Raw genomic sequence first — 13,305 nt, 5'->3', positions numbered from 1 at the left:
ATAAATCGTATGAACGCATTTGAACAATATGAAGTATGGTTCGTAACCGGAGCACAGCTCTTGTACGGAGGTGACGCAGTTATCGCAGTAGACGCACATAGTAATGAAATGGTGAAAGGTCTGAATGATTCCGGGAAACTGCCCGTAAAGGTAGTATATAAAGGTACGGTCAATTCATCCAAAGAAGTAACCGCTACCTTCAAAGCCGCCAACAACGACGATAAGTGTATCGGAGTCATCACCTGGATGCACACCTTCTCTCCTGCCAAAATGTGGATTCACGGTTTGCAGGAACTGAAGAAGCCATTACTACACTTCCATACACAGTTCAACAAGGAAATTCCCTGGGAGACGATGGACATGGATTTTATGAACCTGAACCAATCGGCTCACGGCGACCGCGAGTTCGGACACATCGTGACACGCATGCGAAAGAACCGCAAAGTGGTAGTAGGCCACTGGCAGGACGAAAAAGCCCAAAAACAGATTGCCGCATGGATGCGCGTAGCTGCCGCATGGGCTGATGCGCAGGATATGCTCATCATCCGCTTCGGCGACCAGATGAACAACGTGGCTGTGACAGACGGTGACAAGGTCAGCGCCGAACAAGTATTGGGCTATCATGTGGACTACTATCCCATCAATGATGTGATGACATACTACAATGCTGTCAGCGACGAGGACGTGAAGGCACTCGTAGCAGAATACTTCAAGCTCTACGACCACGCTCCCGAACTGGAAGACGCACGTACGGAAGCCTACACCAAAGTATGGAACTCCGCCAAGGCCGAAATCGCCATTCGCCGCGTGCTGAAAGACACGGGTGCCAAAGGCTTCACCACCAACTTCAACGATTTGGGCGACTTTGACCAAATCCCCGGACTGGCCTCACAGCGACTGATGGCGGAAGGTTACGGCTTCGGTGCCGAAGGCGACTGGAAAACTGCGGCACTATACCGTACCACTTGGGTGATGAGTCAAGGCATGCCGAAGGGGTGCTCCTTCCTCGAAGACTATACGCTGAACTTCGACGGAGAAAAGAGCGCCATCCTGCAGGCACACATGTTGGAAGTCTGTCCACTGATTGCCGAACAGAAGCCGAAACTGGAAGTGCACCGTCTGAGCATCGGTATCGACAGCGAAACAGCCCGCCTGGTATTTACCAGCAAGCAAGGTGAAGGTGTAGCCGCTACCATCGTAGACCTGGGCAATCGCTTCCGCCTCATTGTGAACAAAGTAGAATGCATCAAGAGTAAGCCTCTGCCCAAGTTGCCCGTTGCCAGCGCACTGTGGATTCCAATGCCCAACCTCGAGGTGGGCGCTGCAGCCTGGATTCTGGCCGGAGGTACACATCATACCAGCTTCTCCTACGACCTGACGGTGGAATATTGGGAAGACTTTGCCGAAATGACCGGCATCGAAATGGTGGTCATCGATGAAAATACCACCATCAGCGAGTTCAAAAAAGAACTGCGCATGAATGAAGTCTACTATATGCTGAACAAGGCACTTTGCTGATAATCATTACGGATTACTAATTACGCGTACCACAAACGTAACCAGTAGTTTGCAATCAGTAATCCGTAGTTTATAATCGTACTATAAATCCGTAATTTATCATTAATACCATGAAATTAGATGCAAAATCAACCATTGAGGCAGGTAAGGCCATCCTTGGCATAGAACTCGGTTCCACACGAATCAAGGCGGTTTTGATTGACCAGGAAAACAAACCCATCGCCCAGGGAAGCCATACTTGGGAGAATCAGTTAGTCGACGGACTGTGGACATATAGCGTCGAAGCTGTCTGGTATGGGTTGCAGGATTGCTACGCAGACCTTCGTGCTAATGTAAAGAGCCTTCACGATACAGAGATAGAAACCCTGGCAGCCATCGGTGTCAGTGCTATGATGCACGGCTATATGGCATTCAACGAAAAAGAAGAAATCCTTGTACCCTTTCGTACCTGGAGAAATACCAATACCGGCCAGGCTGCCGCAGCCCTATCCGAACTATTTGCCTACAACATCCCTCTGCGTTGGAGCATTTCCCACCTCTACCAAGCCATCCTGGATAATGAAGAACACGTTCCATCCATCAATTACCTGACCACCCTTGCAGGTTTTGTCCACTGGCAAATAACCGGTCAAAAGGTACTGGGCATAGGAGATGCCTCCGGTATGCTCCCTATCGATCCCATCACCAAAAACTATTCTTCTGAAATGGTGGATAAGTTCGACAGACTTATTGCTCCGAAAGGATACGACTGGAAGCTTCGGGATATTCTGCCGAAGGTATTGTCGGCCGGTGAAAACGCAGGCTTCCTTACTCCCGAAGGAGCCAGTCGCCTCGACGTATCGGGACATCTGAAAGCAGGAATTCCCGTCTGTCCGCCCGAAGGTGACGCTGGAACCGGCATGGTTGCCACCAACGCCGTAAAGCAGCGCACTGGAAACGTATCGGCAGGCACCTCCTCTTTCTCAATGATTGTATTGGAGAAAGAATTGTCCAAGCCCTACGAAATGATTGACATGGTAACCACCCCCGACGGAAGCCTCGTAGCTATGGTGCATTGCAACAACTGCACTTCCGACCTCAATGCCTGGATCAATATTTTCAAAGAATACCAGGAACTGATGGGTATCCCCGTAGATATGGACGAAATCTACGGAAAGCTCTATAACCACGCTCTGATAGGCAATGCAGACTGCGGAGGCCTCATCTCATACAACTACATATCAGGCGAACCTATAACGGGACTGGCAGACGGACGTCCACTGTTTGTACGTTCGGCAAACGACAAGTTCAACCTTGCCAACTTCATGCGCACCCATCTGTATGCTTCAGTGGGAGTTCTCAAAATCGGCAACGACATCCTTTTCAATGAAGAGAAAATCAGAGTAGACAGAATCACCGGTCACGGAGGACTCTTCAAAACCAAAGGAGTAGGCCAGAGAATACTGGCAGCTGCCATCAATTCACCCATTTCCGTTATGGAAACAGCCGGCGAAGGTGGTGCCTGGGGTATTGCCCTCCTCGCTTCCTACCTTGCAAACAACGGAAACGACCAATCCCTTGCCGACTTCCTGGACAAGCATGTATTCACCGGAAATGCCGGTATTGAAATCTCACCGACAGCCGAAGATGTAAGCGGATTCAACACCTACATCGAAAGCTATAAAGCTGGTTTGCCCATCGAAGAAGCAGCAGTAAGATTCAAGAACTAAGTATTTAATAACACTAAAAAACTATGAACACAAAGTTATTTATCAGTAGCATATTTCTCTCCACCTCGTTGTCACTCTTCGCACAGAAAAGTGCCACTATTACTTTACACACAGACCAGAGCGAGCAAATCATTCCCAAAGAAATCTACGGCCAATTTGCAGAGCATTTGGGAACTTGTATCTATGGTGGACTTTGGGTAGGTGAAAACTCCGATATTCCCAACATCAACGGTTATCGCACCGACGTATTCAATGCACTAAAGGAGCTCCGTGTACCCGTCCTTCGCTGGCCAGGAGGCTGCTTTGCCGATGAATACCACTGGATGGACGGTATCGGCCCTAAAGAAAACCGCCCCAAAATGGTGAACAACAACTGGGGAGGCACTATCGAAGACAACAGTTTCGGAACCCATGAGTTCCTCAATCTCTGCGAAATGCTGGGATGTGAACCCTATATCAGTGGAAACGTAGGCAGTGGTACCGTAGAAGAACTTGCCAAATGGGTGGAATACATGACCTCCGAAGGAGACTCCCCCATGGCACGCCTGCGCCGCCAGAACGGTCGCGACAAAGCCTGGAAAGTAAAATACCTCGGCGTGGGTAACGAAAGCTGGGGTTGCGGTGGAAGCATGCGTCCCGAATATTATGCCGACCTCTACCGCCGCTATTCCACCTACTGCCGCAACTATGACGGCAATAGCCTTTTCAAGATAGCCAGCGGTGCCAGCGACTACGACTATAACTGGACCAAAGTGCTGATGGACCGCGTAGGCGGCCGTATGCACGGTCTTTCCTTGCACTACTATACCGTCAGCGGATGGAACGGCAGTAAAGGCGCCGCCACCCGATTCAGTAAAGACGATTATTACTGGACACTGGGCAAATGCCGCGAAATAGAAGATGTCATCAAGAAGCATTGCACCATTATGGATAAATACGACCCTCAAAAGAACGTGGCTCTTATGCTTGACGAATGGGGAACCTGGTGGGACACTGAACCGGGTACCAATCCCGGACATCTGTACCAGCAGAATACATTGCGTGATGCTTTTGTCGCCTCCCTCAGCTTCGACATCTTCCATAAATATACCGACCGTCTGAAAATGGCAAACATTGCCCAAATCGTCAATGTATTGCAATCCATGATTCTGACCAGCGGAAAAAACATGGTACTCACCCCCACTTATTATGTATTCAAAATGTACAATGTACACCAAGATGCCACGTACATCCCTCTTGAGCTGAACTGCGACATGATGGATGTACGCGACAACCGCAGAATACCAATGGTCAGTGCTACCGCCTCCAAAGATCAAAACGGCAAGATACACATTTCCATGTCCAACGTAGATGCAGACAATGCACAGGAAGTGACCATCAATCTGTCTGGAACGAAAGCCAAGAAAGCAGTTGGTGAAATATTGACTTCCACCAATCTGACGGACTACAATTCATTTGAAAATCCCGACAATGTGAAACCCGTTCCGTTCAAAGAGGTAAAAATTAATAAAGATATTCTCAAGATTAAACTTCCGGCCAAATCAATCGTTACTATTGAATTACAGTAAAACTACCGTGCACCGCACAAAATCAGCTAAATACGTTTAGTATCATTTTAGCAGCAAAAAGGCAGTAATACTGATAAAAAAGACACTCTTCGAGTGTTGTGAATTACGCATAAAGAGTTATCTTTGCCCTTGGAAAACCTACAAGGCCCCAATAATCCATTGATAATATTCAAAATTAATTAGATTCAATATGAACGACAACAAACTTATGAACCGTGCGGCGGACAATATCCGTATCCTTGCTGCATCCATGGTTGAGAAAGCCAACTCCGGGCATCCGGGCGGTGCCATGGGTGGTGCTGACTTTGTAAATGTACTCTTCTCAGAGTTCCTGGTATATGACCCTGAAAATCCGGCTTGGGAAGGTCGTGACCGTTTCTTCCTTGACCCGGGACACATGTCACCGATGCTTTACTCTACATTGGCCCTGACCGGCAAGTTCACGCTGGACGAACTGAAAGAGTTCCGCCAATGGGGAAGCCCCACTCCGGGACATCCCGAACGTGACATCATGCGCGGCATCGAAAACACTTCCGGTCCGCTCGGCCAGGGACACACCTTTGCTGTCGGTGCAGCCATTGCAGCCAAGTTCATGAAGGCACGTTTCGAGGAAGTGATGCCACAGACCATCTACGCCTACATCTCGGACGGTGGCATCCAGGAAGAAATCTCCCAAGGCTCAGGCCGTATCGCCGGAGCATTAGGGTTGGATAATCTCATCATGTTCTATGATGCTAACGACATTCAGCTTTCTACCGAAACAAAGGATGTGACCATCGAAGATACCGGCAAGAAATACGAAGCTTGGGGCTGGAAAGTCATTAAAATCAATGGTAACGATCCCGATGCCATCCGCGGTGCACTGAACGAAGCCAAAGCTGAGAAAGAGCGTCCGACGCTGATTATCGGCCATACCGTAATGGGTAAAGGTGCCCGCAAGGCAGACGGCAGCAGCTACGAGGCCGATTGTGCCACACACGGTGCTCCTCTGGGCGGCGACGCTTATGTAAACACCATCAAGAATTTAGGTGGTGACCCGACAAATCCGTTTGTCATCTTCCCCGAAGTGGCCGAACTATATGCCAAGCGTGCAGCTGAGCTGAAGAAAATCATGACTGAAAAATATGCAGCCAAAGCCGCATGGGCAAAAGCCAATCCGGAAAAGGCTGCCAAACTGGAAATGTTCTTCTCCGGCAAGACTCCCGAAGTGAATTGGGCCGCCATCGAACAGAAAGCAGGCGTTGCCACCCGCGCAGCATCCGCCACTGTACTCGGTGCTCTCGCCACTCAAGTAGAAAATATGATTGTTGCTTCTGCCGACCTTTCCAATTCCGACAAGACAGACGGATTCCTCAAGAAAACACATGCCTTCAAGAAAGGTGACTTCAGCGGTGCATTCTTCCAGGCCGGTGTTGCCGAGCTGACTATGGCTTGCTGCTGTATCGGTATGGCACTGCACGGCGGTGTAATCCCCGCTTGCGGAACATTCTTCGTATTCTCAGACTACATGAAACCTGCCATACGTATGGCAGCCCTGATGGAAGTTCCCGTGAAGTTCATCTGGACGCACGATGCTTTCCGTGTAGGTGAAGACGGCCCTACCCACGAACCGGTAGAACAGGAAGCTCAAATCCGCCTGATGGAAAAGCTGAAAAACCACAAGGGACACAATTCCATGTTGGTGCTCCGCCCGGCAGATGCAGAAGAAACAACTGTAGCATGGAAGCTGGCAATGGAAAATACCAAAACCCCAACCGGTTTGATTTTCTCCCGCCAGAACATCGCCAACCTGCCCGAAGGCAACGATTACGAACAAGCTGCCAAAGGCGCTTATATCGTAGCCGGCTCCGATGAAAATCCGAATGTAATCCTCGTTGCTTCAGGCTCGGAAGTTGCCACATTGGTAGCCGGCGCTGAATTGCTGCGCAAGGATGCCATCAAGGTGCGTATCGTGTCCGTCCCTTCCGAAGGCCTGTTCCGTAGCCAAGCTCCGGGATATCAGGAAGGCATTATCCCGTGTGGTGCCAAGGTATTCGGCCTGACAGCCGGTCTGCCCGTCACACTGCAAGGGCTGGTAGGTCCCCGCGGTAAAGTATGGGGATTGGAATCATTCGGATTCTCGGCACCTTATAAAGTGCTGGACGAAAAGCTCGGTTTCACCGCAGAGAACGTTTACAAGCAAGTAAAAGCAATGTTATAATCATTATCCGATGTGCTGATGTGCTGATTGCCCGCGCCCCACAACTGCAGGCATCAGCACATTGGCACATCGGTATATTAACTGACCATCATGAAAACAATAGGAATCTGTTCCGACCATGCAGGCTTCGAATTGAAGGAATATGTCCGCGGCTGGTTGGAAGCCAAAGGCTGGGCTTACAAGGACTTCGGGACCTACTCAACCGAGAGTTGCGACTATCCCGACTTTGCACATCCGTTGGCACTGGCCGTTGAAGCCGGAGAGTGCTATCCGGGAATTGCCATCTGCGGAAGCGGTGAAGGTATCAGTATGACGCTGAACAAGCATCAGGGTATCCGCGCCGCTCTCTGCTGGACGGCAGAAATAGCCCATTTGGCACGCCAGCACAACGATGCCAATGTACTCGTCATGCCAGGGCGATTCATCAGTACCGAAGAAGCCGACATGATTATGAAGGAATTCTTCAGTACACCATTCGAAGGCGGACGCCACCAACGAAGAGTGGACAAGATACCGGTACACTTGTAAAGCAGTAGAACCATATTCTTTATGATATCTGCCCGAAGTTCTGACATTCTGATAGAATCGTGAGAAACTTCGGGCTTTTTATTTGCCCCTTTTTCTTATTTTTCACAATGAAGATGCTCATTATCTTCAAATAAAAACTATCTTTGTGGTTCGATAACCCGGATATTTTTTAGATATGGAACGACTGAATACCATAAAAGAGCTTATCAACCAGGGAAATGTAGAACAAGCCATTCAGCAGCTTGACGAAATACTGCAAACAGACTTTCCCGGCAAAGACGAAGCTTACTACCTGCGGGGAAATGCCTATCGGAAACAAGGCAACTGGCAACAAGCGCTGAACAACTATCAGTATGCCATCGACCTGAACCCCGAAAGCCCGGCACAGCATGCCTATCAAATGGCTATGGACATCCTGAACTTCTACAACAAGGATATGTACAATCAATAAATAAAGAACGTAAATTATGGCAAAAATCAAAGGAGCAATCGTAGTAGACACCGAACGTTGCAAAGGCTGCAACTTGTGTGTGGTAGCATGTCCGCTCAACGTAATAGCCCTCACCAAGGAGGTGAATGTGAAAGGGTATAACTATGCCCACCAGATATTGGAAGATACTTGTAACGGCTGCGCCTCGTGCGCCACAGTATGTCCGGACGGATGTATCTCAGTATATAAAATAAAAGTAGAATAAATCTGTAAATCAGTAGAATATGGCAGAAGAAGTTGTATTAATGAAAGGAAACGAAGCCATCGCCCACGCAGCCATCCGTTGCGGTGCAGACGGATACTTCGGATATCCCATTACTCCGCAATCAGAGGTATTGGAAACTCTTGCCGAACTGAAACCTTGGGAAACGACCGGCATGGTGGTTCTTCAGGCAGAAAGTGAAGTGGCAGCTATCAATATGGTGTACGGCGGTGCCGGAAGTGGTAAAATGGTCATGACCTCCTCCTCCAGCCCCGGTGTCAGCCTGAAGCAGGAAGGTATCTCTTATCTGGCAGGTGCCGAGCTGCCTTGCTTGATTGTAAACGTTATGCGCGGCGGTCCCGGTCTGGGAACCATCCAACCGAGCCAGGCCGACTATTTCCAGACAGTAAAAGGAGGCGGCCACGGTGACTATCGTCTGATTGCCCTTGCTCCGGCTTCCGTACAGGAAATGGCAGATTTCGTAGGACTGGCATTCGAACTTGCCTTCAAATACCGCAACCCGGCAATCATCCTTGCCGACGGTGTCATCGGCCAGATGATGGAAAAAGTGGTGCTCCCGGCACAAAAGCCACGCCGCACCGATGCGGAAGTCATCGAACAATGCCCATGGGCCACTACCGGCAGAACCAACGGCCGCAAGCCCAACATCATCACCTCATTGGAACTGAAACCGGAAGAAATGGAAAAGAACAACATCCGTTTCCAGGCCAAATACAAGCAGATAGAAGAGAATGAGGTTCGCTTCGAGGAAATTCATTGCGATGATGCCGACTACCTGATTGTAGCCTTCGGCTCCATGGCACGCATCGGACAGAAAGCAATGGAGCTGGCGCGCGAAGAAGGAATCAAGGTAGGTATGCTCCGCCCCATCACGTTGTGGCCGTTCCCGACCAAAGCCATTGCCGCGTACGCCGACAAGGTGAAAGGCATGCTCGTTACAGAATTGAATGCCGGACAGATGGTAGAAGATGTCCGCCTTGCCGTGAACGGTAAAGTGAAAGTGGAACATTTCGGACGTCTCGGCGGCATTGTTCCCGATCCGGATGAGATAGTAGATGCATTGAAAGAAAAACTGATTAAGAAATGAATCCTGATAAAATAAGAAACGTACTGAACATTCTCTTCATGGTACTCGCCCTAGCAGCTATCATTATATATTTTGCTGCAAAAGATGACTTCAAGCTGTTCATCTACGTCTGCGGCGCGGCGATATTCGTCAAGCTGATGGAGTTTTTCATACGGTTCACCAACAGATAAGGAGAAGTGATTATGACAAAAGAAGATATTATAAAGCCCGAGAATCTGGTTGCCAAGAAACCGACTCTGATGAACGACAATCCCATGCACTACTGCCCGGGATGCAGCCACGGCGTAGTTCATAAACTCGTAGCCGAGGTTATCGAAGAAATGGGACTGGAAGACAAAGCAATAGGTATCTCCCCCGTGGGATGTGCCGTGTTCATCTATAATTATATAGACATCGACTGGCAGGAAGCCGCCCACGGACGTGCGCCCGCACTTGCCACTGCCATCAAGCGCCTTTGGCCGGACCGCCTGGTGTTCACTTACCAAGGAGACGGCGACTTGGCTTGTATCGGTACTGCCGAAACCATCCACGCCTTGAACCGCGGTGAAAACATCACCATCATCTTCATCAACAATGCCATCTATGGTATGACCGGGGGACAAATGGCTCCCACTACCCTTGTAGGCATGAAGACTGCTACCTGCCCCTACGGACGCGACGTGCATCTGCACGGCTATCCGCTGAAGATGGCCGATATTGCTGCACAACTGGAAGGCACCGCTTATGTGACACGCCAAAGCGTACAGTCTGTTCCTGCCATCCGCAAAGCGAAAAAGGCCATCCGCAAAGCATTCGAGAACTCTATGGCAGGCAAAGGTTCCAACCTTGTGGAAATCGTCTCCACCTGTAACTCCGGCTGGAAGATGTCTCCTGCGAAATCCAATGAATGGATGGTAGAGAACATGTTCCCCTTCTATCCGCTGGGCGACCTGAAAGATAAATAATCATGCTAAAGACAGAAGAACAATGAAAGAAGAAATCATTATAGCAGGCTTCGGTGGACAAGGTGTATTGTCCATGGGAAAGATTTTGGCATATTCCGGATTGATGGAAGGCAAAGAGGTGACTTGGATGCCGGCTTACGGACCGGAACAACGTGGTGGTACAGCCAACGTAACAGTCATCGTGAGTGACGAGAAAATATCCTCACCCATCTTGAGCAAGTACGATGCTGCCATCATCCTGAACCAGCCGTCACTGGAGAAATTCGAAAGCAAGGTAAAACCCGGAGGCGTACTCATCTACGACGGTTACGGCATCATCAACCCGCCGACGCGCAAGGACATCCACGTTTACCGCATCAACGCCATGGATGCCGCCAATGAAATGAACAATGCCAAGGCGTTCAACATGATTGTATTGGGTGGATTATTGAAAATCAAGCCGATGGTTACACTGGACAGTGTACTCAGAGGATTGAAGAAGACACTGCCCGAACGCCACCATCACTTGATACCGATGAACGAAGAAGCTATCAAGAAAGGAATGGAACTTATTCAGGAAATGAAATGAAATGAAAGGCTGTGTAAAGCCACTCCCCCATAAGAGGAGAAACTTTACGCCAGAATAAGAGATAAAGGAAAGCGGATAAGCCCTTGTGATATTGATTTATTGCAAGGGCTTATTTCATTTCAAGCCCCCAAAGCATGGATTCAAGGGCAGAGAACCGGAAGCAGTATAGGGCAAAACAGAAAACAAGACATTTTAAAAGAAGCAAAAAAGGCTGAATTCAGTAAGCAAATAATTTTTTATTGTATCTTTGCGCCTAATTATGAGACGAATTGTACTGACATATATATTTCTGTCCGTTATAGGGATATGGGGGGCTATGGCGCAAAACACCTTAAACCCAATGAACAATCGCGACCGGTTCGGTAACCAGATTGACCCGAATACCCAGCCGGACAATCTGGAAGACAGTACCAATACTGAGATTCAAAGTCTTCCGCCAAAGCTTTACATGTGGAAACTAAGTGAGACACTAGGCAACCGTACCATCATACCTGCCGATACAGCCAGCCTCAACTTCCAGAGCACCAATCTGGTGGAAGGAATGTTCGGCCACTACAATTACTTGGGGAATTTAGGTTCTCCACGCCTCTCACGTCTGTTCTTCGAACGAGAGGAAAGCGAACCCACCATCTTCATGGCTCCCTTTTCGAGTTTTTTCATACGTCCCGACCAGGTGCTTTTCACTAACAGCAACGTGCCTTACACCAATCTTACCTACTACAAGGCCGGCAACAAAGTGAACGGTGAAGAACGCTTCAAGTCCTACTTCTCCGTCAACGTCAACAAACAGCTGGCATTTGGCTTTAACATCGACTATCTGTACGGGCGCGGTTATTACCAGAACCAGTCCACCTCGCACTTCAATGCAGGTCTGTTCGGTAGCTATATCGGTGAAAAATATCAGGTACAAGCAGTCTACAACAATTTCTTCCTGAAAATGAACGAAAACGGCGGTATTGCAGACGACCAATATATCACCCGTCCCGAAAACATGTCTGGAGGAAAGAAAGAGTATGAATCCACCACTATACCGGTCAAATTGGAACGGAGTTCCAACCGCAACAAGGATTTTTATATCTATCTGACACAGCGCTATCGTCTTGGTTTTACGCGGAAAGTACGGAGCACACTGGAAGGCAAACCGACGGAATCCGCACCCCAAGCTTCTTCCTCCCCGTCCTCCGAAGCCAAAATATCCGCTTCGAACAACGACATAGCATTGCCAAACGACAGCATAGCATCAAAATCGGTCGGCACACTTGCAGCCGTCAATGACAGCTTGCCGTCTGTTTCTACCGCAGACAACGACTCACTTTTCGAAGAAGAGTTCGTCCCCGTCACCAGCTTTATCCATACCCTGAAAGTAGAACGGTCGCGGCACCAATTCCGTTCGGGAAGCGAGCCCGAAGGATTCTTCCCGGAAGACTACAAACTTTACAAGAATTACAGTAACGACTCTACCACTGCATTCAGTGTAAAGAACGTGTTCGGAATAGCCTTGCTGGAGGGCTTCAACAAATATGCCAAAGCCGGACTTACGGCTTATATCTCCCACAAGTTTAGCCGGTACGACCTGATGAACACGGACACGCTTACCGACATGCGCCGCATCCGCTACACCGAGCAGGAAATCTTTCTGGGTGGCGAACTCGCCAAGCGCGAAGGCAAACTGCTACACTACAACGTAAACGGTGAAGTGGGCTTGGTAGACAAAGCCATCGGGCAGTTCCGTGTCAACGCCAATCTGGACCTGAACTTCCGTCTATGGAAAGATACGGTGAACTTCTACGCCCGCGGTTATGTGAGCAACACGCTTCCTTCCTTCTATATGCGCCATTATCACTCCAACCACTACAACTGGGACAATGACAACATGGACAAAGAATTCCGCACGCGTGTGGAAGGCGAACTGAACATTTCTCGTTGGGGAACCAATCTCCGTGCCGGTGTAGAGAATATCAAGAACTACACCTACTTCAACCAAAGCGCCCTGCCCGAACAGAACGGAGGCAACATACAAGTGCTGTCTGCCACGCTGAAACAAGACTTCCGCCTCGGTATCTTCCACCTGGACAACGAAGTGACCTGGCAGAAGACGAGCAATGAAACAGTACTTCCATTGCCCCAACTCTCGCTCTACCATAACTTCTACATACTGGCCAAACTCGCCAAGAAGGTGCTGACCGTTCAGTTGGGTGCCGATGTCCGTTACTTCACCAAGTACAACGCACCCGCCTATGCACCCGGCGTCCAGCAATTCCATCTGCAACCTACGGACGACTTGGTGGAAATAGGCGGTTACCCCATCGTAAACGTATATGCCAACCTGCACTTGAAGCGGACGCGTATCTTTGCCATGATGTATCATGTCAACGCAGGTATGGGAAGTGCCAATTCCTTCCTGGTGCCGCACTACCCCATCAATCCGCGCCTGTTCAAGATTGGTGTCTCATGGAACTTCTATGACTAA

General features: G+C 49.2%; 12 protein-coding genes. All 12 read left to right on the top strand.

Going from position 1 to position 13,305, the window contains the following annotated elements; genetic code table 11:
* Positions 1-9 precede the first annotated feature (9 nt).
* The 12 genes from araA (at position 10) to JXR92_RS10100 (ending at position 13,305) form a co-directional block, all read left to right on the top strand.
* Positions 10-1,518, top strand: coding sequence for an L-arabinose isomerase (araA, locus tag JXR92_RS10155; protein ID WP_138345720.1), 1,509 nt, complete (start codon positions 10-12; stop codon positions 1,516-1,518).
* A 110-nt stretch (positions 1,519-1,628) separates the two neighbouring features.
* Entirely contained in the window at positions 1,629-3,227 is a 1,599-nt protein-coding gene (locus JXR92_RS10150; RefSeq protein WP_119961967.1) for a xylulokinase, read from the top strand.
* A 23-nt stretch (positions 3,228-3,250) separates the two neighbouring features.
* On the top strand, positions 3,251-4,795 hold the full coding sequence (locus tag JXR92_RS10145; RefSeq protein WP_117965446.1) for an alpha-N-arabinofuranosidase: 1,545 nt from the start codon (positions 3,251-3,253) through the stop codon (positions 4,793-4,795).
* Positions 4,796-4,985: 190 nt separating this feature from the next.
* Positions 4,986-6,995, top strand: coding sequence for a transketolase family protein (locus JXR92_RS10140; RefSeq protein ID WP_117965448.1), 2,010 nt, complete (start codon positions 4,986-4,988; stop codon positions 6,993-6,995).
* Between the two features lie 90 nt (positions 6,996-7,085).
* Positions 7,086-7,523 (top strand): ribose 5-phosphate isomerase B, encoded by a 438-nt coding sequence (rpiB, locus tag JXR92_RS10135; RefSeq protein ID WP_117600925.1) that lies wholly within the window; start codon positions 7,086-7,088, stop codon positions 7,521-7,523.
* Between the two features lie 175 nt (positions 7,524-7,698).
* Positions 7,699-7,974 carry a tetratricopeptide repeat protein gene (locus tag JXR92_RS10130; RefSeq protein ID WP_005826598.1) on the top strand — a complete coding sequence of 92 codons (276 nt, stop codon included), beginning with the start codon at positions 7,699-7,701 and terminating at the stop codon, positions 7,972-7,974.
* A 16-nt stretch (positions 7,975-7,990) separates the two neighbouring features.
* Entirely contained in the window at positions 7,991-8,218 is a 228-nt protein-coding gene (locus JXR92_RS10125) for a 4Fe-4S dicluster domain-containing protein (protein WP_005826600.1), read from the top strand.
* A 19-nt stretch (positions 8,219-8,237) separates the two neighbouring features.
* Positions 8,238-9,323, top strand: a complete 1,086-nt coding sequence (locus tag JXR92_RS10120) for a 3-methyl-2-oxobutanoate dehydrogenase subunit VorB (RefSeq protein ID WP_117600926.1) — start codon at positions 8,238-8,240, stop codon at positions 9,321-9,323.
* On the top strand, positions 9,320-9,493 hold the full coding sequence (locus JXR92_RS10115) for a hypothetical protein (protein WP_005826603.1): 174 nt from the start codon (positions 9,320-9,322) through the stop codon (positions 9,491-9,493). Before JXR92_RS10120 ends, JXR92_RS10115 begins: the two co-directional genes overlap by 4 nt.
* 12 nt (positions 9,494-9,505) lie before the next feature.
* Positions 9,506-10,267 (top strand): thiamine pyrophosphate-dependent enzyme, encoded by a 762-nt coding sequence (locus JXR92_RS10110; protein ID WP_117600927.1) that lies wholly within the window; start codon positions 9,506-9,508, stop codon positions 10,265-10,267.
* Between the two features lie 22 nt (positions 10,268-10,289).
* Positions 10,290-10,835: a 2-oxoacid:acceptor oxidoreductase family protein gene (locus tag JXR92_RS10105; protein ID WP_005826606.1), complete on the top strand. Its 546-nt coding sequence runs from the start codon at positions 10,290-10,292 to the stop codon at positions 10,833-10,835.
* Positions 10,836-11,094: 259 nt separating this feature from the next.
* A complete protein-coding gene (locus JXR92_RS10100; protein WP_138345722.1) occupies positions 11,095-13,305 on the top strand; it encodes a putative porin in 2,211 nt (736 codons plus the stop codon).

Source organism: Bacteroides parvus, assembly GCF_017309675.2.
Lineage (GTDB): Bacteria > Bacteroidota > Bacteroidia > Bacteroidales > Bacteroidaceae > Bacteroides > Bacteroides uniformis.
This window is presented reverse-complemented; position numbering and strand designations above follow the sequence as displayed.